This is a genomic window from Desmospora activa DSM 45169 (assembly GCF_003046315.1).
GTDB classification, from domain to species: domain Bacteria; phylum Bacillota; class Bacilli; order Thermoactinomycetales; family DSM-45169; genus Desmospora; species Desmospora activa.
Genome location: NZ_PZZP01000001.1, coordinates 679,226 through 701,669 on the forward strand (window position 1 = coordinate 679,226; position 22,444 = coordinate 701,669).

The 22,444-nt window shown below is 49.7% G+C and carries 21 protein-coding genes; 20 read left to right on the forward strand and 1 reads right to left on the reverse strand.

Annotated elements, in window-relative coordinates:
* The first annotated feature begins 148 nt into the window (after positions 1–148).
* The 8 genes from C8J48_RS03300 (at position 149) to phoU (ending at position 8,160) form a co-directional block, all read left to right on the forward strand.
* Positions 149–859: a response regulator transcription factor gene (locus C8J48_RS03300; RefSeq protein ID WP_107724943.1), complete on the forward strand. Its 711-nt coding sequence runs from the start codon at positions 149–151 to the stop codon at positions 857–859.
* Positions 856–2,601, forward strand: coding sequence for a two-component system histidine kinase PnpS (gene pnpS / locus C8J48_RS03305; protein ID WP_107724944.1), 1,746 nt, complete (start codon positions 856–858; stop codon positions 2,599–2,601). The genes C8J48_RS03300 and pnpS overlap by 4 nt, the downstream gene beginning before the upstream one ends.
* 365 nt (positions 2,602–2,966) lie before the next feature.
* Entirely contained in the window at positions 2,967–3,875 is a 909-nt protein-coding gene (locus tag C8J48_RS03310) for a phosphate ABC transporter substrate-binding protein PstS family protein (RefSeq protein ID WP_107724945.1), read from the forward strand.
* Positions 3,876–3,969: 94 nt separating this feature from the next.
* Positions 3,970–4,902, forward strand: coding sequence for a phosphate ABC transporter permease subunit PstC (pstC, locus tag C8J48_RS03315; protein ID WP_107727561.1), 933 nt, complete (start codon positions 3,970–3,972; stop codon positions 4,900–4,902).
* Positions 4,902–5,786 carry a phosphate ABC transporter permease PstA gene (gene pstA / locus C8J48_RS03320; protein ID WP_107724946.1) on the forward strand — a complete coding sequence of 295 codons (885 nt, stop codon included), beginning with the start codon at positions 4,902–4,904 and terminating at the stop codon, positions 5,784–5,786. Before pstC ends, pstA begins: the two co-directional genes overlap by 1 nt.
* Before the next feature lie 23 nt (positions 5,787–5,809).
* Positions 5,810–6,634 (forward strand): phosphate ABC transporter ATP-binding protein PstB, encoded by an 825-nt coding sequence (gene pstB, locus C8J48_RS03325; RefSeq protein WP_107727562.1) that lies wholly within the window; start codon positions 5,810–5,812, stop codon positions 6,632–6,634.
* A gap of 19 nt (positions 6,635–6,653) precedes the next feature.
* Positions 6,654–7,409, forward strand: coding sequence for a phosphate ABC transporter ATP-binding protein PstB (pstB, locus tag C8J48_RS03330; RefSeq protein WP_107724947.1), 756 nt, complete (start codon positions 6,654–6,656; stop codon positions 7,407–7,409).
* Between the two features lie 85 nt (positions 7,410–7,494).
* Complete coding sequence (phoU, locus tag C8J48_RS03335; protein WP_245891175.1) at positions 7,495–8,160, forward strand: phosphate signaling complex protein PhoU; 666 nt, start codon at positions 7,495–7,497, stop codon at positions 8,158–8,160.
* 71 nt (positions 8,161–8,231) lie between these two features.
* Here the strand turns inward: phoU and C8J48_RS03340 are convergent, their stop codons facing one another.
* A complete protein-coding gene (locus C8J48_RS03340) occupies positions 8,232–8,432 on the reverse strand; it encodes a hypothetical protein (protein ID WP_107724949.1) in 201 nt (66 codons plus the stop codon).
* 314 nt (positions 8,433–8,746) lie between these two features.
* On the opposite strand from C8J48_RS03340, the gene proB reads away from it, so the two are divergent.
* The 12 genes from proB (at position 8,747) to C8J48_RS03400 (ending at position 22,438) form a co-directional block, all read left to right on the forward strand.
* Positions 8,747–9,868, forward strand: a complete 1,122-nt coding sequence (proB, locus tag C8J48_RS03345) for a glutamate 5-kinase (protein WP_107724950.1) — start codon at positions 8,747–8,749, stop codon at positions 9,866–9,868.
* Between the two features lie 17 nt (positions 9,869–9,885).
* Entirely contained in the window at positions 9,886–11,139 is a 1,254-nt protein-coding gene (locus C8J48_RS03350; RefSeq protein ID WP_107724951.1) for a glutamate-5-semialdehyde dehydrogenase, read from the forward strand.
* A gap of 195 nt (positions 11,140–11,334) precedes the next feature.
* On the forward strand, positions 11,335–11,877 hold the full coding sequence (locus tag C8J48_RS03355) for a hypothetical protein (protein WP_107724952.1): 543 nt from the start codon (positions 11,335–11,337) through the stop codon (positions 11,875–11,877).
* Positions 11,878–12,266: 389 nt separating this feature from the next.
* Positions 12,267–13,274, forward strand: a complete 1,008-nt coding sequence (locus C8J48_RS03360; RefSeq protein WP_281261184.1) for an ABC transporter ATP-binding protein — start codon at positions 12,267–12,269, stop codon at positions 13,272–13,274.
* Positions 13,267–14,262: an ABC transporter ATP-binding protein gene (locus tag C8J48_RS03365; RefSeq protein WP_107724953.1), complete on the forward strand. Its 996-nt coding sequence runs from the start codon at positions 13,267–13,269 to the stop codon at positions 14,260–14,262. The genes C8J48_RS03360 and C8J48_RS03365 overlap by 8 nt, the downstream gene beginning before the upstream one ends.
* Positions 14,263–14,356: 94 nt before the next feature.
* A complete protein-coding gene (locus C8J48_RS03370; RefSeq protein WP_107724954.1) occupies positions 14,357–16,033 on the forward strand; it encodes a peptide-binding protein in 1,677 nt (558 codons plus the stop codon).
* A 138-nt stretch (positions 16,034–16,171) separates the two neighbouring features.
* Positions 16,172–17,134 carry an ABC transporter permease gene (locus C8J48_RS03375; RefSeq protein WP_107724955.1) on the forward strand — a complete coding sequence of 321 codons (963 nt, stop codon included), beginning with the start codon at positions 16,172–16,174 and terminating at the stop codon, positions 17,132–17,134.
* 13 nt (positions 17,135–17,147) lie between these two features.
* Positions 17,148–18,071 carry an oligopeptide ABC transporter permease gene (gene opp4C / locus C8J48_RS03380; protein ID WP_107724956.1) on the forward strand — a complete coding sequence of 308 codons (924 nt, stop codon included), beginning with the start codon at positions 17,148–17,150 and terminating at the stop codon, positions 18,069–18,071.
* A 249-nt stretch (positions 18,072–18,320) separates the two neighbouring features.
* Positions 18,321–19,877 carry a spore germination protein gene (locus C8J48_RS03385; RefSeq protein ID WP_107724957.1) on the forward strand — a complete coding sequence of 519 codons (1,557 nt, stop codon included), beginning with the start codon at positions 18,321–18,323 and terminating at the stop codon, positions 19,875–19,877.
* A gap of 3 nt (positions 19,878–19,880) precedes the next feature.
* Positions 19,881–21,092, forward strand: a complete 1,212-nt coding sequence (locus C8J48_RS03390; RefSeq protein WP_107724958.1) for a Ger(x)C family spore germination protein — start codon at positions 19,881–19,883, stop codon at positions 21,090–21,092.
* A gap of 7 nt (positions 21,093–21,099) precedes the next feature.
* Positions 21,100–21,330, forward strand: a complete 231-nt coding sequence (locus C8J48_RS03395; protein ID WP_107724959.1) for a hypothetical protein — start codon at positions 21,100–21,102, stop codon at positions 21,328–21,330.
* Between the two features lie 13 nt (positions 21,331–21,343).
* Positions 21,344–22,438 carry a GerAB/ArcD/ProY family transporter gene (locus C8J48_RS03400; RefSeq protein WP_170105112.1) on the forward strand — a complete coding sequence of 365 codons (1,095 nt, stop codon included), beginning with the start codon at positions 21,344–21,346 and terminating at the stop codon, positions 22,436–22,438.
* The last annotated feature ends 6 nt before the right edge of the window (positions 22,439–22,444 follow it).

Below are 22,444 nucleotides of genomic sequence, written 5' to 3' on the forward strand. Positions count from 1 at the left end.
TGGAGGAGGGATTGTCAGGGACTTTACGGATTGATGGCATATCGTTAACATGGATGTGGATTGAGAGTCTGCTGCTGAGGGAGGATAACGCATAGCAGGTCTGTTGATATACAACCGGTTGAGAACTGCTGAAGTGGAGGGTGGTTAGATGGAAAAGCGTGTCCTAGTCGTGGATGATGAGCCTTCGATTGTGAAGTTGGTTCAGTTTAATTTAGAAAAAGAAGGATATAAAGTAGGGGTGGCTTCCGATGGGGAAACGGCTCTCCGGATGGTGAAAGAGATGCAGCCGGATCTGTTGGTGCTGGATTTGATGTTGCCAAAAGTGGATGGCTTAGAAGTTTGCAAACAGGTCCGGCGAGAGAACCATCACCTGCCGATTTTGATGTTGACAGCTAAGACGGAGGAGTTTGACAAAGTGCTGGGTTTGGAGCTGGGAGCGGACGATTATATGACGAAGCCCTTTAGCCCGCGGGAACTGGTGGCCCGAGTCAAGGCGATTTTTCGTCGGGTGGATGTTTCCAGGGAACAGGCAGCTCCGGAAAAGCAAGCGGCAATGGAAATCGGGAACCTGGTGATCGATAAAGAAGGGTATGAAGTGTTGCGCGATGGCCAATCGGTCGATCTGACACCGAAGGAATTTGAATTATTGATCTATCTGGCTGAGCATCGGGGACGGGTGTTATCCAGAGACCAATTGCTAAATGCGGTCTGGGATTATGATTACATCGGGGATACACGGATCGTGGATGTTCATGTCAGCCACTTGCGTGAAAAAGTGGAAGAAGACTCCCGCAACCCGGCCTATATTAAAACGGTGCGCGGCATCGGTTATAAGTTTGAAGGACCGAAAAAGGGATGAAGTCCCTCCGCAACCGCTTAACTTTGATCTTTATCGTTCTGATTGGATTGTCGGTTTTGGGTACCGGCATTTTTGTAGCTTTATTGTTAAAAGCTTCTTATTTGGGTTCGTTGACGGATCGCCTGGCCAAAGAAGGGCAACTACTGGCGGATACACTCGACTGGCAGGCGATCGCTACAGAACCGGAAGTGTTTCAACAACAGGCGGAGAAGTATAGTCAAGCCTTAGACGCGCAAGTGATGCTGATTGGAGCTGACGGGACGGTGGTGGGGGATTCTGAGCGCCCGCCGGTGGAGTGGGGGAATCTGTCCCAGGTTCCGGAAGTCGCTCGTACGCTTCGCAACCAAACGGAAGATGGGTATAATCGGGTAACCACAGAAGATCGTCTACTCGTCTACCTCCCGGTGGAAAAAGGCGGGAGAGTGCAGGGAGTGGTCCGAATTGCATTGGATCTGGATATTGTTAACCGTTCGCTCACACATGTCTGGGTATCGCTGACGGTGGGGTTGTTGATTGCATACCTAGCGGCGGCGATTGTCAGTTCACAAATCGCCTCCCGCATTACCAAGCCACTGGAAGAGATTACACAAGTGGCGGTGGATATCGCACGTAACAAATTTCATCGTCGCATTCCCGTTCGCAAACGGGATGAGATTGGACGGCTGGCAGCGGCCATCAATCGCATGGCGGCGGGTTTACGCTATCAGCTGGAAACGATCCGTAAAAGCGAGCGCCGCCTTACCAGTGTGATTGAAACGATGGAGAGCGGCTTGCTGATGGTGGACTCCGAGCAAAAGGTGACCTTGGCCAATCAGGCAATTTATCGCTTTTTTGATGTCAAAACTTCACAATTGCTGCATAAACCCTTGGATCGAGCTGTGTTTCACGATCTCAATGTTCTGATTGAACAAGCGATTGCCTCTGGGGAACGGGTACGGGATGAATTGCATTTGTATTTTCCGCAGGAGCGGATTATCGAGGTGAATTTAACCCCGATATGGGGAGAAAAAGACGGGATGGGCGTAGTGGCGGTACTGCACGATATTACTCCTATCCGCCGTTTAGAGAAGATGCGAACGGAATTTGTGGCCAACGTTTCCCATGAACTGAAAACACCGGTTACTTCCTTACGCGGTTTTGCGGAAACATTGTTGGACGGCGCGGCAGAAGACCCCGAAATGCAGCGCGAATTTCTGGAAATCATTCATCGGGAAAGTCTGCGGCTGGAGCGTTTAATCAGTGATCTGTTGGATCTTTCCAAAATCGAGTCACGTAAAATGCCGATTCAATTGGAACCGATCCGGGTAAAATCATTGATTCAACCGTTGGCGCAAACCGTAGAAGAAGAAATGAAGAAAAAAGAGCTGCTTTTCCGTCTTGAGTTGGAGGAAGATTTTACCGTTGAAGTGGATAAAGATCGTTTTTCCCAGATCGTCATCAACCTGTTGGCAAATGCCATGTCGTATACTCCCGCAGGGGGTTCAATCGTATTGTCTGCGGGACGGAAAGAGGATCGCTGGTGGCTGCAGGTGGTGGACACCGGCATTGGTATTCCAGAGGAAGATCTTCCCCGTATCTTTGAACGATTCTACCGCGTGGATAAAGCCCGCTCCCGTGAATCCGGGGGAACCGGTTTGGGATTGGCGATCGTCAAGCATTTGGTCGAATCCCACCACGGAGAAATCCAAGTCGATAGCCAGGTAGGCAAAGGAACCACCTTTACGTTAACCTTTCCCCTTTAGGAATGCGAGCAGGAATCCTCCCTTTTTAATGGGGTAGATGAAAGTGAGTATTGCTCGGCATCCCCTTTGTGGGGGATGCTTAGAGCAACCTTCTTTCCCTTTTGGCAGAAAAAAGAGGTTTGTTGAATTTATCATACGCACATATATGTTGTACATTGAAAACCACCCCGACGTTCCGCGATAAGTTGTCAGCAGCCTCTGCCCCCCACTTAGGGGTCTTTTTTGTTGGAGCGAATCAACTTCCTGCCTTAACAAAATCTTTACAATCCGTTTATTTTAGAACAATAGTCTACCGATATAGTCGTTTTAGGATTAAGCAATAATAACGAGAAACCATACTGTTAATTCTCTAGGGGGATCTGAACATGTGGCGAAAAGGTCTGAAGGTAGCAGGTGCCATCGGCTTATCGTTGGCATTGATCGTGGGGTGCTCCAACGGTGGTAACGGCGGAGACCAAAGTGAAGGCGGCGGGTTGAGCGGAAACTTGATCGCGGTTGGTTCCAGTGCGATGCAACCGTTGGTTGAAGAAGCTGCTGCCAAGTTTATGGAAGAAAATTCTGGTGTAAACATCACCGTTCAAGGTGGTGGAAGCGGGGCGGGTCTGAGTGCAGCGATGGACGGCTCTGCTAACATCGGAAACTCCGATGTGTTCGCGGAAGAAAAAGACGGCATCGATTCAGAAAAAGTGGAAGACCATCAAGTATTTGTGGTTGGTATGGGCCCGGTTGTTCATCCGGAAGTGGGTGTGGATGAACTGACCCAGGAACAGCTGATCGATATCTTTACCGGTGAAGTGAAGAACTGGAAAGAGGTTGGCGGTAAGGATCAAGAAATCGTGTTGGTCAACCGCCCAGAAAGTTCCGGTACCCGTGCCACCTTTGCTAAGTTTGCACTCGATAACAATGAAGAGTTCCGCGGTAAAGGCGGCATCGAAGAAGACTCTTCCGGTACCGTGCAAAAAATTGTGGGCGAAACCCCTGGTGCTATCGGCTACTTGGCTTTCTCCTACTTTAATGACAAAGTGACTCCGTTGAAACTGGACGGTGTGGAGCCCACTGATGAGAATGTATACAGCGGTGAGTGGTATGTGTGGGCTTACCAGCACATGTATACCAACAAAGATAGTCAAAGCAAGGAACTGGAACAAGCGTTCATCGATTATATCTTGAGCGATGAGATTCAAGAATCCTTGATCCCTGAACTGGGCTATATCCCGGTGAACAAGATGGAAGTGGAACGGGATCCCGAAGGGAAAGTAAGCGAGAAAAAATAAGGCATCATTACAACTATAAATTCAGCAAGTAAGGGGAAGACAGCGATCCATGTCTATCCCCTCCTTGCTTTGTAGAAAGGAACGGGCCTTATCCATGCAAAATGATGTGCAGAACTCTTTGGGTGAAATTTTGGCCAAGCCGGCTAAAAAGCAAAAGCGAATCGAGGTCATGGGTCGAACGCTAACGCTGGTAAGTGCATCGATGCTGATCATCACTTTAGCTTCCTTGCTCTATTTTATCGCCAGTAAAGGGTTATCCACTTTCTTTGTCGACGGTGTCAGCCTCTCCAACTTTTTTTCTACCAATTGGGGCCCAAATGTGTCTCCGGATCAAGGCGGCCCTTTCTATGGTGCACTTGCTTTTATCGTCGGTTCATTTTTGGTAACGATTTTGGCCGCTCTTATCAGTGCTCCACTGGGAGTCGGGGCAGCCATCTTTATGACGGAAATCGCCCCAGCATGGGGGCGCAAAGTATTACAACCGGTGACGGAATTATTGGTGGGGATTCCCTCTGTCGTTTATGGATTTATCGGTTTAACGGTCTTGGTCCCCTTTATCCGCAATCATTTGGGAGGACAGGGATTTAGCTTGCTGGCAGGTGTGATCGTTTTATCGGTGATGATTCTTCCGACAATTACCAGCATCGCCGTCGATACGATCCAAGCGATTCCTAAAAAAATCCGGGAAGCTTCATATGCCTTGGGAGCCACCCGTTGGCAGACGATTTCGCGCATTCTGGTGCGGACTTCGCTGCCGGGGTTGATGACCGGTGTGGTGCTGGGGATGGCCCGTGCCTTCGGGGAAGCGCTGGCGGTACAGATGGTGATCGGGAACTCCGGTATGGTACCGGGGAGCTTGTTGGAGCCTATTAGCACATTGACCAGCGTGATCACACTTAACATGGGTAACACGGTCCAAGGGTCCACTTATAACAATGCGCTATGGTCGATGGCCTTCATTCTGCTGCTCATGACCCTCTTTTTCATCCTGTTGATTCGCTTGATGACGCGAAGGAGAGAATATTGATGAATGCCAAGGTAGCGGATCGGATTGCCACTGTTCTGTTTTATATGATTGCCCTTTTGATTGTCGGTTTGTTGACGGGCTTGCTTGGATTTATTTTGGTACGAGGATTGATGGTGATCGATTGGAACTTTCTCACCACTCCCCCTTCGGCTGTAAGGGAAGGTGGGGGAATCGGCCCGCAGTTATTTAATTCCTTTTATCTGTTGGTATTGACCATGCTGATCACCATCCCGTTGGGGTTGGGCGGCGGTATCTACATGGCGGAATACGCCAAGCCCAATAAAGTGACCAGCTTTATTCGACTCAGCATTGAGGTTTTATCATCGTTACCGTCGATTGTGGTTGGCTTGTTCGGTTTGCTGGTCTTTGTCCAGTACACCGGCTGGGGCTTCTCGTTGGCTGCAGGTGCACTTGCCTTGGCTGTCTTTAATTTACCCTTGATGGTGCGGGTGGTGGAACAAGCGATTGAATCCGTTCCACGGGAACAAAAAGATGCCAGTCTAGCGTTGGGTATAACCCACTGGCAAACGATCACCAAAGTGATGCTACCGGTTGCGCTGCCAGGGATTGTGACCGGAACCATCCTCGCATCCGGCCGGGTGTTTGGGGAAGCGGCGGCCATCATGTTTACAGCGGGGATGAGCTCTCCGGCGCTCAATTTTTCCGATTGGGATCCCTCTTCTCCCGCTTCACCGCTCAATCCTTTCCGCCCAGCCTCAACATTGGCGGTTCATATCTGGAAAATCAACTCCGAAGGGTTGATTCCCGATGCGGTGGAAGTGTCAGCGGGAGCATCTGCTGTATTGGTGATCGCGGTATTGCTGTTTAATTTACTCGCTCGTGGATTGGGACGTTATATTCACCGCAAGATGACCTCAAGTTGAAAAAGGGGGAACTCCTGATGTCGATGACTGCTGTGGAACTGGCTATTCACCCCACCTGGAACGAGGAGGCGGCTGCTCAAGAAGAGCTTCTTACGCGCAAGACAGCCTTGGAAACGGAGGATCTCAGTGTTTACTACGGGGAGAAAGCAGCGGTAAAAAATGTGAATCTCTATTTAAAAGAAAGAACGGTTACCGCCTTTATCGGTCCCTCCGGCTGTGGGAAATCGACGTTTCTCCGTAGCTTAAACCGCATGAACGACACGATTGCCGCCGCCCGTGTTACCGGTAAGATCCTAATTGACGGGGTGGATATCAACGACGCCAAAATCAGCGCAGTCAACGTTCGTCGCAATATCGGTATGGTGTTTCAGAAACCGAATCCGTTTCATAAATCGATCTACAACAACATCGCCTACGGTCCGCGTGTGTATGGAGCCGCTAAAAAGGACCTGGATGAAATTGTGGAACGTAGCTTGCGGCGGGTTGGCCTATGGGATGAAGTAAAGGATCGGTTGCACAAATCGGCCTTGGATCTATCCGGAGGGCAACAACAGCGATTGTGTATTGCGCGTACCATTGCGATGGGACCGCAAATTCTGCTTTTGGATGAGCCGACCTCCGCTTTGGATCCGATTTCCACCGCCAAGATTGAAGAGCTGATCCAAGAATTGAAGCAGGAATACACCATCGCCATTGTGACGCACAACATGCAGCAGGCGGCGCGGATATCGGATCGGACTGCCTTTTTCCTGATGGGTGAATGCATCGAATTTGATGTGACCGGTCGCTTGTTTACCAATCCTTCGCAAAAGCAGACCGAAGACTACTTGACCGGCCGTTTTGGTTAAATAAAGGGGAACTGTCGTTATGGCTTCCAAAATTGAGGTAAAGGACTTTAACCTGTTTTATGGGGATCATCAAGCGCTGATCGATACGGAGCTGGAACTGCCGGAAAAGGATGTCACCGCATTGATCGGACCATCCGGCTGCGGGAAATCCACGTTTTTGCGCAGTATCAACCGTATGAACGATATGATCGATGGTGTTCGCACTACCGGAGAGATCTGCATCGACGGCCGTGATGTTTATAACACCGACCAAGACTTAGTGGAATTACGTAAAAAAGTGGGGATGGTGTTTCAACAGCCCAACCCGTTTCCCTTTTCCATTTATGACAATATCGTTTACGGTCCCAAAATCCATGGATTAACGGATAAGAAGAAGTTGGATGAAATTGTGGAAGTAACCTTGCGGCAAGCCAATCTATGGGATGAGGTAAAAGATCGGTTGAAGCAGAATGCGATGGGTCTCTCCGGGGGGCAGCAGCAGCGATTGGTGTTGGCCAGGGTGCTGGCGGTTGAACCGGATATCATTTTGATGGACGAGCCGGCTTCAGCCTTGGATCCGATTTCCACAGAAAAACTGGAAGAACTGATCATTAAGCTAAAGGAAGAGTATACGATTATCATTGTCACCCACAATATGCAACAAGCGGCACGTGTTTCCTCCCGGACAGCCTTTTTCTTAAACGGTGAAATCATCGAATATGACGAGACCAATCGCATTTTTACAAATCCCAGCAATAAAAAAACAGAGGATTATATCACCGGCCGTTTTGGTTGACGGCTTGACATTAACGATGGAAGACGACCAGCATGAGCAACACTGCAAGTGGTTGCCAACCGCGGTTGTCTCTTTTTTGAGAGGAGTGTTTACATTGGTACGACAATTTGACCAATCCCTGAAAGAGGTAAAAACTGTTCTCCTGGAAATGGGAGAAAAACTGGAAGTAGCCATTGACAAAGCGGTAAAATCGCTGGTGCAAGCGGATGTCACCATGGCCAAGAGTGTGCTGGAAAACGATCAAAAAGTAGATGAACTGGAAAACCGCATCGATGAAACAGTCTCCACTTTGATCGCCACTCAACAACCGGTTGCCAAAGATCTGCGCAAGTTGATCGCCGCTCTAAAAATTTCTTCCGATATGGAGCGGATGGCGGATTTGGCTTGCAACATTGCGGAGACGACGCTGTTACTCCAACAAGCGGATCGTACGTTTGATAAAGAGTTGGAAGATATTCCGCGCATGGCAGCCATTACACAAAAAATGGTGCATGATGGGATCAACAGTTATATCGACGGCAATGTGTTACTGGCTAAATCGATGGCGGAAATGGATGATCAAGTCGATCAGTTGTATGAATCCATCGTCAAAGGATTGATGGAGGGCATGATTCAGGAACAGCAGTTTACCGAAGCATCGCTACGGCTTTGCTTTGTCGCCCGCTACCTGGAGCGGATTGCCGATCATGCCACCAATATTGCCGAAAGCATTGTTTATATTGAGACGGGTCAGCGAGAAGATTTAAACTGAGAATAAGGCTGCTCTGACAATGGAAAGCAGGCCCCAGCTCATTTGTATTAAGTGAAGCTAAAGGTATTTTTTCATAAGGCGGTTGACAACGGGCTTGTTTCCGGTGCATAATCATACACAATCACAACCGAACGGAACGGAAACGCTTTGACGGAGACCAGTAGGTAGGACTTACCGCCCAGAGAGCAAAACCCACCGGCTGAAAGGTTTTGCCGGGATTGTCCAGCTGAACCCACCTCCCGATGCGGCCGTTGATCAAAACGGTACGGCATTCCCGCCGTTATCCTGGGAAGGCAGCCAGTATGGCTGAATGGAGTGGGCACATGAACGTGCCAATCAAAGGTGGTACCGCGGAAGAACCCTCTTTCGTCCTTAGGACGAGGGAGGTTTTTTTATTTACGTAGATTCCTGATTAGTAGAACCCCATACGATATCCGGACGTATAAGCGACCGGAGCGAGACTGCTAGAACGTACAGGAGCGAGGTCGGAGATCACTCCTGACCGCCCTGTAATGAGAATCATTGAGAATCATGAATAAAAAATCCACTGATACAATTTCAACTTACGTTGACGGGGGAGAACAAAATGGATCGCCAGACAGTAGTAGTAAAAGTGGGAACGTCATCTTTGACGGATGACCGGGGGAGGTTGGAGGAAGAAAAATTGGCCCGCCAAGTAGACGGTGTGCTTGGTTTAATGGAAACGGGGTATCAGGTGGTGTTGGTTTCATCAGGGGCGATTGCCGCCGGTTTTCATGAACTGGGCCTTTCCTCCCGTCCGCGCACCCTCGCCGGAAAGCAGGCGGCGGCAGCGGTGGGGCAGGGAGCGCTTGTGCAACGCTATCGGGAACGGTTTGCGGCTAAGGGGAAAGGGTGTGCGCAGGTGTTGCTGACGCGGAGCGATTTTGCCGACCGGGTGCGGTACTTAAATGCTCTCGCTACTATTAACTACCTCTTGGGAAAAGAGGTCGTCCCGATTATCAATGAAAACGACTCCGTCGCCGTGGATGAAATCCGGTGGGGAGATAATGATACATTGGCTGCGCTGGTGGCGGGATTGTTGCAGGCAGAGTGGCTGCTGCTCGTGACCAATACTGATGGGCTTTACACCGATAATCCGCATAAAAACCGCCAGGCACAGCCGATACGCCGTCTGACAGAGGTGGATGATACCTTATTGCAACAGGTTGACGGAAGCAAGAGCACCTTTGGCAGCGGCGGCATGCACTCCAAATTGACGGCTGCGCGGTTGGCGGCAAAGACCGGGGTGCGCGTTTATATCGGCACGGCTAAGGATGATCCCAGCTGGATGCGAAACGCTGTGCAACAGGAAGGCAGCGGTACCTATATCGAGGCGGCTGCTCGCCATGTGAGCCGCAAGGAACAATGGATTGCCGTCCACTCCGCATCTACAGGCAGACTACACGTAGACAATGGGGCTGCTCGCGCTTTGTTACAGGAAGGAGGGAGCCTGCTCCCCTGTGGTGTGACCGCGGTGGAAGGGACGTTTGCCGAAGGAGAGATCGTGGAGGTGATCGATTCCATGGGAGTTTCGATTGGGAAGGGACGCATTCGTTATCCGGCGACTCTGATCACTCAGGTAATGGGATGGCAGTCGACGGATGTACTGAAGCTCAACCCGGATGCTCCTGCAGAAGTGATCCACCGCGATGACTGGGTGAGTGCAGTCGGAACAGAGATTTGTTAAGAGAGAGGAGAAGGAAGATGGAACAATCCGATGTGAGAAAAAAGGCGGGATTGGCCCGTTCCAGTGTGCGTCAGCTGGCAAGGCTGGAGGAAAAAGAGAAAAACGCAGCCCTCGAGGCGATCGCAGATGCTATGATAAGACATACAGGGGAAATCTTACGGGAGAATGAAAAGGATTTAGCCGCTGGTGAAACGGTGGGTATATCTGCTGCGTTGACGGATCGACTTACCTTGACGGAGAAGCGGTTGGCGGAGATGGCGGAAGGGCTGCACCAGCTCTGTCAACTGCCGGACCCAATTGGAGAGGTGCTGGAGATGCGAGAGTTGGAAAACGGCCTCCAGATTGAAAAGGTACGGGTTCCCTTAGGCGTAATTGGGATGATTTATGAAGCTCGCCCCAATGTGACCGTAGATGCCGCCGGTCTCGCCTTAAAAACGGGCAATGCGATCGTGTTGCGCGGCAGCTCTTCCGCTTTTCACTCCAACCGAGCATTAACTGGGGTCATCCAACAAGCCTTGACTAATACGGCACTCCCTCCCACTGCGGTGCAGTTGGTGGAGGAGCGGGAGCGAGAGGCGGTACAGGAACTGATGACTGCCAACGGTCTAATCGATGTCATCATCCCCCGGGGAGGCGCGGGTCTGATTCAGCGCGTTGTACAGGAATCGACGGTGCCGGTGTTGGAGACCGGGGTAGGAAACTGCCATCTCTATGTGGATCAGGCGGCGGATGTGGATATGGCGCGAGAGATTGTGATTAATGCCAAAACGGATCGTCCCGCCGTCTGCAATGCGGCGGAAACGGTGCTAGTGCACCGAAAATGGGCAGAGAGCCATCTTGCGGAATTGTGTGAGGCATTAAGCAAATGTGGAGTAGAAATCCGCGGTTGCGATGTGGCTCGAGCATTGGTACCACAGGCGAAGGCGGCAACGGCGGATGATTGGGATACGGAATACCTTGATTTAGTACTGGCGGTAAAAGTGGTCAACTCCCTCGCCGAGGCCTTGGATCATATCGAAAACCACGGCACTCGCCATTCCGAGGCGATCATCACCCAAGACGAGGAGGCGGCCCGTACCTTTTTCATCGGAGTGGACGCCGCTGCCGTCTATCACAACGCTTCCACCCGTTTTACCGACGGTGGCCAGTTCGGTTTCGGCGCTGAGATCGGCATCAGCACACAAAAGCTGCATGCCCGTGGGCCAATGGGTTTAAAGGAAATGACTTCGTATCAATATCGCATCCACGGAAGCGGGCAGATACGGGGATGAAAAGTAAATATAGCAGGGTATAGCCCCTTTTCTCCTTGCCCGGAGAGAGGGGTTTTTTGTAGAGTGCAGCAGAGAAGTGGAGTTAACCTCATAGGTGTAGCTATGGTACTGGACGATTTCGCTTGTACTACCCTGGGTGCCCGCTCATATAATGGATAACAACCAGGGTGGTTTGAAGAGCGGAGGGGGGATTGGATGTATGATTGGTGGATTTGGATCAGTATTGCCATGTTAATCGTCCTCTGTTTGCCCGTATTGGCGATGGCGACGACCATTAGCCATGTCTCAACGCGAGACGGTGCTATTTGTTCGATGGCCTTAGGCACTGTCGTCGGCACTCATGTGGGGGTGATTTCCTCTGTATTGGCCCATCTGCCCTTGTTTGAAGCGGCGGGATGGGGTATTTTTGCCGGTATGGTTGCGGGGGTGTGGATCGGTTGGCGTAGCGGGGTGCGCGGTGTGATTGAGGGAATTGTCGCCGGTTGGATGGGTGGTGGTATGGGAGCGATGATGGGCGTAATGGTGGCACCGGGTTATCGGGTGCTTTTATACCAGGTAGGGACTGTTTTTGTGTTTGGTATCTTATTTTTCCTATTTCTAATGTTAGAGATGCGGCAAAGTACGATTCATGGCGGTAAAACCAAGATCGTTACCTGGACCTTGCTCGCGTATGCCGGTATGGTGCTGATCTTTGGCATTCTGTTGTCCGGTGTGCCGGATGCACTGGTAATTCATTAAAAATCCTAGTCTAACGGTTGAGGGAGAGTAGAGGGCTGAATCAGCCCTTTTTGGTTATAGAGGTATGTCAGCCTTTCTTACAAAATACCAAAATAAACCAAAGGATTATGATCCTTATTAAGCGAATAGAATAAAATATACAGCGAAGGTTTTGTTGATTAATTGTACAAAACCATTAGAATTTCTCGCTTTTTAGGGAACGGGTAAATAGGTGAGATGGTCCATTTCATATGATATGAAATGGATATAAATAGGAAATTACACGAGAATCGACAAGGTTTTACGTTTTCCCTTTTGTAAGAACTATTTAATTAGGTCATTTTTCTGATATAATACATCCGTAGGGGATTACGCACTGCATCGCAACAATTCTCAAGGGGAAAGATGAGGTGCACAAGTTGACAGGATCCGCAGATCTACTGGAAATTCGCAATCTTAAAACGTACTTTTTTACCGATGATGGGCAAGTGCCCGCTGTCAATGGAATCGACCTGAAGATTAAAAAAGGAGAAACCCTCGCACTAGTGGGGGAATCCGGTTGTGGCAAGAGTATGACGTCGCTCTCAATCATGGGGCTTGTCCCTGGAACAGGACGGATCGTGGAGGGTGAGATCCTGCTGGAAGAGGAGGATCTGACCAAAAAGAACGATCAGGAGTTATCGAAGATTCGGGGAAACGATGTCTCGATGATTTTCCAAGAACCGATGACTTCCCTCAATCCGGTTCTCACCATTGGGGATCAGATTATGGAGGGGTTGATCCTTCACCAAAAGCTGAACAAGAGCGAAGCGCGGACACAAGCGGTTCAAATGTTGAAATTGGTGGGCTTCCCCCGTGCAGAGGACATTGTGGATGAATACCCGCATCAATTGTCCGGCGGCATGCGCCAACGGGCGATGATTGCTATCGCCATCGCTTGCAACCCAAAGCTGCTGATCGCCGATGAGCCGACAACGGCACTCGATGTGACGATCCAGGCGCAGATTTTGGATCTGATGCGCGATGTTAAGGAGAAGCTGCAAACCTCCATCCTGTTGATCACCCATGATTTGGGCGTGGTGGCCGAGATGGCGGAACGCGTAGTCGTGATGTATGCCGGTAAAGTGGTGGAAGAGGCGGAAGTGACCGATTTGTTCGATAATCCCGCACACCCATATACCACAGGGCTGATTCAGTCCGTTCCCAGCTTGGATGAGGAAAAAGAACGCCTTTTTTCCATCAAAGGGAATGTCCCTGCCCCTGATGAGCTGCCGCAGGGATGCAAATTTGCCCCTCGTTGCCCAAAAGCGTGGGAGAAATGTTACCAAGAGGAACCGGCGCTCTATGAGGCGGGTTCGCAGCGACGGGTACGATGCTTCCTGTATGAAGAGGGGGAAGGGGGGATGAAGGATGAGTGAAGCATTGTTAGAAGTGCAGCAGTTGTCGAAACATTTCCCCATCCGTGGCGGATTGCTAAAGCGCAAGGTGGGAGATGTGAAGGCGGTGGATCAAGTTAGTTTTAGCGTCGGAAAAGGGGAAACCTTTGCTATTGTCGGTGAATCCGGCTGTGGCAAATCAACCACCGGTCGTACACTACTCCGCCTGCTGGAACCGACTGCCGGAAAAGTCTTATTTGAAGGAAAAGATATCGCGGGTTTGTCCCGCCGGGAACTGCGGGTCGCTCGTCGGGATATGCAGATGGTGTTTCAGGATCCTTTTGCTTCCCTAAACCCGACGATGACTGTGGGACAACTGTTGGAAGAGCCGATGGCGATCCATGGCTTATACGACAAAAGTGAGCGCAAAAAAAGAGTACAGGAGTTAATGGATACCGTCGGTCTTAATGCCGGGTTTGTCCAACGCTACCCCCATGAATTTTCCGGGGGACAACGGCAACGGATCGGCATTGCCCGCTCCCTGTCGTTGAAGCCGAAGCTGATTATTGCCGATGAACCGGTGTCTGCGTTGGATGTGTCAATCCAGTCCCAGGTACTTAATCTGATGGAAGACTTGCAAGAGGAATTTTCCTTAACTTATATCTTTATCTCCCATGATTTAAGCGTCGTCAAACATATCGCTGACCGTATCGGCGTCATGTATCTGGGCCGGATGGCGGAAATCGCCCCAAAAAAGGCACTTTACGATAAACCGGCTCATCCCTATACCCAAGCGTTGTTGTCAGCGGTGCCGATTCCCAATCCCAGACTGAAGCGGGAGCGAATCGTTCTCACCGGGGATGTTCCCAGCCCAGCCAATCCGCCGATGGGTTGCGCCTTTCATCCGCGCTGTCCCAAAGCCTTTGATCGTTGCAAGGTGGAACGACCGGAGCTGATCCATCTACAAGATGGCCATTATGTCGCCTGTCACCTCTTTGATGAGGAAGGATCACAACAAGCGGCAGGGTAAAGGGTGAGATTTTGTGAAGGGGGTGGCGCCCGCCAGGAACGATCGAGATGGAATCATCATTACTTCTCAACTCAACAAGGGGGTTAAACGAAGAATGAAGAAGAAATCGCTTTTGCTTGCACTATCTTTGGTTATGGTGCTATCGGTTTTCTTGGCCGCCTGCGGCGGTGGGGATAAATCCGCCGATGGCGGGGATGTTGGTGATCCGGTAAAGGGCGGTTCGGTGACACTGTCGATGTTTAGTGCGCCGACCGGTGTATTTAACCCGGTTTATTATGAAGATCAATATGATTTCAATGTGATCAGCAAGGCTTTTGACGCCTTGTGGGCATACAATGACGACTTGGAACTGGAAAAACCGTTGCTGGCGAAAGAGTGGGAACTCTCCGAAGACGGCAAAGAATTGACGATCACCTTGCAGGATGATATCAAATGGCATGATGGTGAACCCATCACCACCGACGATCTGATCTTTGCTTGGGAGACGATTGCGGCGAAAGACTACTCCGGTTCTCGTTTCTATACGGTGGAGCAGATCGAGGGTGCCGAGGAGAAGCACGAGGGCAAGGCGAAAAGCATCTCCGGCGTGGAAAAAGTGGATGAACAGACGGTAAAAGTCACCTTTAAAGAACGGGCTGCCAACGCCTTGGCCAACCTGTGGTCCTACCCGATACCAGAACATATCTTTAAAGGCATGAGTGATGAACAGATAAAAAACGCTGCTGCTACCAAGAAAGAGCCGGTTGGTTCAGGGCCGTTTAAAATCACCGAAATCAAGCCCAACGAGTATGTCGTATTAGATCGATTTGATGATTACTATCGGGGTGAACCTTACCTGGACAAAGTGATTTGGAAGGTAGTAGAGCAGGAAGTGGCTGTCGGCGCCTTGGAAAATGGAGAGATTGACGCTTTGGGCCAAATCGCACCGACTGAATTTGACGCCCTGAAGAAAAACGAAGACCTGGTAGTGGAAGAGGACCAGGATTTCGGTTATCAATATATGGCCTTTAATCTGGATAAGAAAAGCGTACAAGATAAAGCGCTCCGTCAAGCGATCACATACGGTATTAACCGTCAAGCGCTTGTAGATGGATTGCTTAAGGGTCACGGCTCAGTGCTGAACCAACATATACCGCAACGGAGCTGGGCTTATAACAAAGACTTAGACGATGCTTACTCTTACGATCCGGATGAGGCGAAAAAGATTTTGAAAGATGCCGGTTATGAGGATAAAGACGGAGACGGGTTTGTGGAAAATCCCGACGGGAAGAAACTGCAACTCACTTTGTCCTACCCCACTGGAAACCCAATCAGGGAGAAGTCTGCCCCGATCATTGTGGAAGATCTGAAGAAGATCGGTGTCAACATGAAGCTGAATCGACCCACTGAGGCAAGTGTTCATTTTGACAATATCGAAAAAGGGAAATATGAAGTAGCCCTAGCTGGTTGGAGCCTGACTCCCGATCCGGATCCCTCCGGCATCTGGCTGAGTACCGATAAATGGAACTACGCCCGTTGGAAAAACAAAGAAAGTGACGAGTTGATCAAAAAGGGCGTCTATTCCAAAGATGCTTTGGATCAAGACAAACGGGCACAGATCTATCAAGAATGGACTGAAGTAGTAAGCGAAGACGCTCCCTTTGTTTTCTTGTATGCTCAGAACTGGATCGAAGCCTGGAACCAACGGGTACAAGGCGTCAAATTTGGCTATAGTGGCGCTCTTGAAAGTGAAGATGCTCATGAATGGTGGATTCCAGAAAACCAGCAGTAAATGAAACGGATCGCAGTAAGGAAAGACGGGCGTGCCAGCAGTGGAATCACGGCTGCACGCCCGTTTCTTTTGTAGCGACGGGTATTCAGATGCGCTGATTGTAGTTTTAATCTAAATGCGGGAAAGGGGGCTCTTTCAATGTATCAGTACATTTTGCGACGTACACTCATCTTTATCCCCATGCTGATCGTGATCTCGATGCTGTTGTTTGCGTTGGTTCAGATTGCTCCCGGTGATGCTTTTACTGGACAGTTAGATCCCAATCAGGATGCGGAGTATTATGAGGAGCTCCGTGCACGCTTCGGTTTGGACAAACATCCAGTGGAACAATATATTGCTTGGGCCGGCAACTTTATTCAGGGTGAGATGGGTATCTCTTTTCGTCACCGACTGCCAGTAAATGAAATGATCACCGATCGAATCGGCAATACCCTCTTCCTGGCGGTCTTCTCCTTACTCCTCACTTATGCCATAGCCGTTCCCTTAGGCATTTTCTCAGCCCAATACCCATACAGCAAGTCGGATTACACTTTGACAGGTTTGGCTTTTATTGGGATATCAATGCCTAGTTTTTTTGCAGGATTATTACTCATTTATTTCTTCTCTTTTAGTCTGGGCTGGTTTCCATATAGTGGAACAGTGACAGCGGGAGCGGGTTACCAGGGGTTGGAGGCGTTCTTTGATCGTGTTTATCACACGATTTTGCCTGCGGTGACACTGGCGATCATCAGTATAGCCTCGTATACCCGTTATATCCGCTCCAGTGTCTTACAGGCTAAAATCCAAGATTATGTCCGAACAGCCTATGCCAAAGGAGTACCCGCCAAAATCGTCTTGCGCAAACATGTGTTGCGGAATGCGTTGTTGCCGTTGGTAACTTTGTTTGGTTTAGACGTGGGCTTTATTGTGAGTGGAGCGGTTATCACGGAAACGATTTTCACTTATCCGGGATTGGGGCAGTTACTGGTTGATTCGATCATTAACCGTGATTATCCCATCATGATGGGTGTGACGATGATTTTGGCCACGTTTGTTCTGCTTGGAAATCTGCTCGCCGATATCCTTTACGCGATCGTGGATCCGCGAATCCGTTACGATTGAGAGGTGATCAACGATGTCACAACCTGCTGTGCAATCAGATATAATTGAACCGCAATTAAACCAGACTCCAGAAAAGAAAAAGGGTAAATCTCCACTGCAATTGGCCTTCCGCCGCTTTATCCGTAATAAAATGGCGATTGCGGGAATCATCATTCTCACCATTATTACCCTGACAAGTGTATTTGCACCGTTGATCGCCAACCATGATCCCTATGCCACCGACTTGTACAATACAAGAGCGGAGCCTAGCGCTGATCATTGGCTGGGAACAGATGACAGTGGTCGTGATCTGTTTTCACGATTGCTGTATGGCGGGCGGATCTCTTTATTAATCGGCTTTGCCACCATGGTGGGAACGGTTTGCATTGGAGCAGTGGTCGGTGCCTTGGCTGGATATTACGGACGTTGGATCGATGCGGTAGTAATGCGCATTTCGGATGTGGTGCTGGCTTTGCCCAGTTTGTTGTTGATTTTATTTGTGGTGGCCATCTTGCCGCAATCGGGTGCAGGGATATTAATACTGGTCCTGTGCTTGACCGTATGGCCGACGACAGCACGCTTGGTGCGTGCAGAATTTCTCTCCTTACGAGAACAAGAATATGTGTTGAGCGCACGCTCCATTGGAGCGAAAGATTCCCGTATCATCTTTCGCCATATGCTGCCCAATACCGTTGCCCCGATTATTGTAAATGCGACCCTGTTGATGGGATCGATGATTACAATTGAGGCAGCCCTCAGCTTCCTTGGTTTCGGTGTGCCGGAACCGACTCCCACCTGGGGCAATATGCTGAATGCCGCCCGTAACTTCCGTATCCTGCAAAATGAACCTTGGGTATGGATGCCGCCAGGCTTTCTGATCGTGTTGACGGTGTTGTCCATCAACTTCATTGGGGATGGACTGCGTGACGCCTTTGACACTAAATCATCCCGACGTTGATTAATCTTCCACACATTTATAAAAGACACCTAAGACGAGGCTGCCAAGCAAACGGCGGTCTTGTTTTTTAAAATAGGCGGATTTAGCAATGTGTCAATGATGCGGTTTTTATAACATGAATCATTCGTGATGTTGACGCCTGATACTGGCGTCTTTTTATATGGCAAGAATGGTTGTAAGTAATTTGGAAAAAATAACCCCACAATGATGGAGTATGAGGTCAGAATGGCTTAAGTAGGATGGGATCCCATGTCATTACGTAATCGTTTACGAAAGCGCACGGACAGTAAGCAAAAAGACTCTTTGCTCCCCGATCTGCAAATAAACGTGCAGAAGGTGAAGGAGATGCTGGGCGACAGCTCGGATCTAAATCTACGGGAGATCAAGGTGGGGCGAGACGGATTGACCTTGGGTGTGATGTACATCGAAGGGTTGGTTGATACCAAGGTCGTAAACAACAATCTATTGGAACCGTTACAATCCTTAAGCACCTCCTCTGCTGATATAGAGGGGTTGGTAAAAGGAGATCCTGATCGATTGATCGATGCTTCCATTTATGTTGTGGGAGTCGATAAGGTGCGCGATTTTCCTAGTCTGTCGCAGGCACTGTTGTCAGGCGATACAGTGATACTGATCGACGGGGAAGAACAGGGCTATGCCGTTGATACCCGCGGGGGAGGAGAGCGGGGAGTGACGGAGCCCTCTTCACAATCAGTGGTGCGGGGGCCACGGGAGGGGTTTTCAGAAAACCTGCGTACCAACACCGCTCTGATTCGGAGGCGGGTCCGCGATACCCATCTGCGCCTGGAAACGCGATCCATCGGGAGAGTGACCAAAACCGAGATCGGCATCATGTACATTCAAGGCATTGTGAACGACAAAATAGTGGAAGAAGTGCGAAGGCGGCTGGACCGTATCGATATTGACAGCATTTTGGAGAGTGGATACATCGAAGAATTGATCCAGGATGAAACGTTTACCCCCTTTCCCACGGTGTACAATACCGAGCGTCCCGATATTGTGGCGGGTAGTTTATTGGAAGGACGGGTGGCGATTCTGGTGAATGGAACGCCGTTTGTGCTCTTGGTTCCGTCTCTGTTTGTGGAGTTTTTTCAGTCGGTGGAAGATTATTATCAACGGGCGGATATTGCTACATTGCTCCGGCTGTTACGTTTTTTGGCAATGTCCATCAATTTACTGTTGCCCTCTCTCTATATCGCGATTACCACGTTTCATCAAGAACTGTTGCCAACGACGTTGCTGTATACCTTAGCGGCACAACGGGAAGGGGTTCCGTTTCCGGCATTTGTAGAAGCGCTTTTGATGGAGTCGTTGTTTGAAATTTTGCGGGAGGCGGGTATTCGCATGCCGCGAGCCATTGGTCAGGCAGTTTCAATCGTCGGCACGGTGGTGATCGGATTGACCGGTGTACAGGCGGGGTTGGCATCTGCTGCGATGACGATTGTCGTGTCGGTTACTGCCATCTCTAGCTTTATCGCGCCTGCGTACAATATCGCAATCTCGGTACGGATATTGCGATATTTGTTTATGGCTGCGGCCGCGTCCTTCGGTCTATACGGGATTACAATAGGCCTGATTGCCCTCGTTCTTCATCTGTGTAGCTTACGCTCCTTTGGTGTTCCATATATGAGCCCGTTCGCTCCTTTCGATTGGTCGGACCAAAAAGACAGCTTTTTCCGGGTGCCTCTCTGGAACATGATTACGCGACCGCGCTTGCTTGCTCCCAAGAACCGCAGACGGGAGAACACACCGCCCCCTTCCCCCCAAGCAGAAGGAGGTGAATAAGGGATGAAATGGAAACGGATTGGAATCGTTTGTTTGATTGTTGTGATCGGGTTTAGTACCCTTACCGGCTGCTGGAATCGCCGTGAGATGAACCAGCTTTCAATTGCCGGCATGTTAGGGGTAGATAAAATTGGGGACGAATACATTGTCTCCGCGCAAGTGATCAACCCGGGAAAAGTATTTTTACCTGAAGGTGGCGGGACAAATCAGAGTCCGGTTATTACTTATATAGAGAATGGAGAGACTCTTTTTGAAGCCTTTCGCAAGCTGACGCAAAAGTTTCCACGCAAACTGTATCTGCCTTATGTGCAGGTGGTTATCATTGGGGAAGATTTGGCGAAAGAAGGAATCACGCGACCGTTGGATGTATTGGTGCGCGATCACAATGTCCGACCGGATCTGTATTTGGCGGTGGCTAAGGGAACGACGGCTTTATCGTTAGTCAAGATATTGACGCCCCTGGAAGAGATTCCGGCGATTAAATTGACGCGATCAATGGAGATATCGTCGCAGCAGTGGGCGGAAACAAGTAAAGTGAAACTATATCAATTGGCTTCCGATCTGGTTCACCCCGGGATTCAAACGCACTTGCCAGGGATTGAAGTGATTGGAAATCCCGATGAAGGAGAAAATACCGATACTTTGAATAAAAGCACCTTGTCCACATTTCTGAGGATTGACGGTATCGCCGTATTTTGGGACGGAAAATTAAAAGGCTGGTTGAACCAAAGGGAAAGCGAGGGATTTAACTTTGCCAAGGGAGAGGTTAACAGTACATTGGTAGATGTTCCTTGTGGAGAACAGGGCGGAAAAGTAGGAATGGAGGTTGTTCGTACTAAGTCCACGATTGAAGGGGACATGGTGAGAAGGCGTCCCAGGGGACGTATCGCTGTTGAGGTAGAGGCAAATGTGGCGGAAGTGGAATGTCCAATTGACTTAAACGATCCAAGCGTGATCGACGATCTGGTAAGACAGACGGAACAAGCTATTGCGAAAAAAGTAAACCAATCCTTGGAACGGTTGCAACACCAATATCATTCGGACATTTTCGGGTTTGGGGTTGCACTGCAACGATCCCATCCTCAACAGTGGAGGCGCTGGGAGAAACAATGGGATCGAGTCTTCAGTCAAATGCCGATCAAGGTGGATATCGATGTGGAGATTCGCCAGTTGGGTTCATTGGGCAATACATTGGAGCGCGAATTGAAGGAGTAGATGAAATGTGTGGTCGATTATCGGTGTATTGGTGGTGGCAGCTGTTTTGTGGATGATGGAGTGGCGCCACTTGCCTCCTTCTATGCAAAAAGAGCGGTGGGTGTTTGCCATTTTTATGCTGGTGGGCACCTCGTTAAACGTGATGTGGTATCTCGGTTGGACCTTGCCCAATCCGGCGGATTGGCTGACAGCAGTGTATCGACCGATCATCGATTGGACCGCGAAAGTCATGGGATGAAGGGGTTTTTGGATTGATTGATCAGGGTAAGATCGGATCGCGCCAATTGGCAGTGCTGGTGTTTCTGTTTACTGCCGGAAGCTCTGTGCTGCTATCACCGCCAGCGGTGGCGGCAGTGGCGAAACAAGATGCCTGGATCGCCACGTTAGTAGCGATCGCAATAGGGGTGTTGGTGGTTCTCCTGTATGAGCGATTGGGTGCGCAGTATCCCGGTATGACCCCGGCTGAATTGAATGAACGAATCTTTGGCAAATGGTTGGGAAAGGGTATCTCATTGCTCTTTTTCACCTTTTCTTTTTTGTTGGCTGCGCTCGTGTTGCGCGATATCGGAGATTTTATGGTAACCCAGTTGCTGCCGGAAACCCCGATCAGCGTGATTCATCTCCTTTTTTTGCTGGTGGTGGTTATGGGCATCCAGATGGGATTGGAGCCGCTCGCCCGTGCGGCGGAGATTTTTTTCCCCATCGTGCTCACACTGTTTATCATTCTGCTAGTCCTGATTATCCCAGAGCTGCAATGGGATCGGATGCTTCCCATCTTGGCGGACGGATGGAGGCCGATCTTTCAGGGAGCATATGTGCAGTTGTCGATTCCCTATATGGAATTGGTGGTCTTTTTGATGGTGCTTCCCTATGTGAAAAGGCCGGAAAGAGCCAAACGGGCCTTTATAATCGGGGCGTTTTGGGGTGGGGTGCTGTTGTTGGTATTGACGGAAGCGACTGTTTTGACTCTAGGGAACGAACTATCATCCCTCCAACCCTATCCCACTTTTACGATGGCCAAAACGATTAATGTAGGCGATTTTGTACAGCGGATTGAGGCTATTCTCGGGATTTTATGGTTTTTGACGATCTTTGTGAAAATGGCGGTCTGTTTTTATGCCTCTGTGCTCGGAATGGCTCAAACCTTTCGCCTACAAACCTATCGTCCATTGGTGTATCCATTGGCGCTGATCTTATTTGTGTTGGCTTTGGTGGTAAGTCCCAACGCGGTTCATTTTAAAGCGTTTACGATTCAAACATGGCCGTTATACGCGCTGACGTTTGGGTTGGTTCTTCCCCTTTTGCAGTTTGGGGTAGCAGTCCTACGAAAAAAGATGACTTCATGAACTGAG

Excerpts from the sequence above, each read along its gene's own strand:
- C8J48_RS03300 (WP_107724943.1), top strand. The coding sequence starts at position 149 with ATGGAAAAGCGTGTCCTAGTCGTGGATGATGAGCCTTCGATTGTGAAG.
- pnpS (WP_107724944.1), top strand. The coding sequence starts at position 856 with ATGAAGTCCCTCCGCAACCGCTTAACTTTGATCTTTATCGTTCTGATT.
- C8J48_RS03310 (WP_107724945.1), top strand. The coding sequence starts at position 2,967 with ATGTGGCGAAAAGGTCTGAAGGTAGCAGGTGCCATCGGCTTATCGTTG.
- pstC (WP_107727561.1), top strand. The coding sequence starts at position 3,970 with ATGCAAAATGATGTGCAGAACTCTTTGGGTGAAATTTTGGCCAAGCCG.
- pstA (WP_107724946.1), top strand. The coding sequence starts at position 4,902 with ATGAATGCCAAGGTAGCGGATCGGATTGCCACTGTTCTGTTTTATATG.
- pstB (WP_107727562.1), top strand. The coding sequence starts at position 5,810 with ATGACTGCTGTGGAACTGGCTATTCACCCCACCTGGAACGAGGAGGCG.
- pstB (WP_107724947.1), top strand. The coding sequence starts at position 6,654 with ATGGCTTCCAAAATTGAGGTAAAGGACTTTAACCTGTTTTATGGGGAT.
- C8J48_RS03340 (WP_107724949.1), bottom strand. The coding sequence starts at position 8,432 with ATGCCGTACCGTTTTGATCAACGGCCGCATCGGGAGGTGGGTTCAGCT.
- proB (WP_107724950.1), top strand. The coding sequence starts at position 8,747 with ATGGATCGCCAGACAGTAGTAGTAAAAGTGGGAACGTCATCTTTGACG.
- C8J48_RS03350 (WP_107724951.1), top strand. The coding sequence starts at position 9,886 with ATGGAACAATCCGATGTGAGAAAAAAGGCGGGATTGGCCCGTTCCAGT.
- C8J48_RS03355 (WP_107724952.1), top strand. The coding sequence starts at position 11,335 with ATGTATGATTGGTGGATTTGGATCAGTATTGCCATGTTAATCGTCCTC.
- C8J48_RS03365 (WP_107724953.1), top strand. The coding sequence starts at position 13,267 with ATGAGTGAAGCATTGTTAGAAGTGCAGCAGTTGTCGAAACATTTCCCC.
- C8J48_RS03370 (WP_107724954.1), top strand. The coding sequence starts at position 14,357 with ATGAAGAAGAAATCGCTTTTGCTTGCACTATCTTTGGTTATGGTGCTA.
- C8J48_RS03375 (WP_107724955.1), top strand. The coding sequence starts at position 16,172 with ATGTATCAGTACATTTTGCGACGTACACTCATCTTTATCCCCATGCTG.
- opp4C (WP_107724956.1), top strand. The coding sequence starts at position 17,148 with ATGTCACAACCTGCTGTGCAATCAGATATAATTGAACCGCAATTAAAC.
- C8J48_RS03385 (WP_107724957.1), top strand. The coding sequence starts at position 18,321 with ATGTCATTACGTAATCGTTTACGAAAGCGCACGGACAGTAAGCAAAAA.
- C8J48_RS03390 (WP_107724958.1), top strand. The coding sequence starts at position 19,881 with ATGAAATGGAAACGGATTGGAATCGTTTGTTTGATTGTTGTGATCGGG.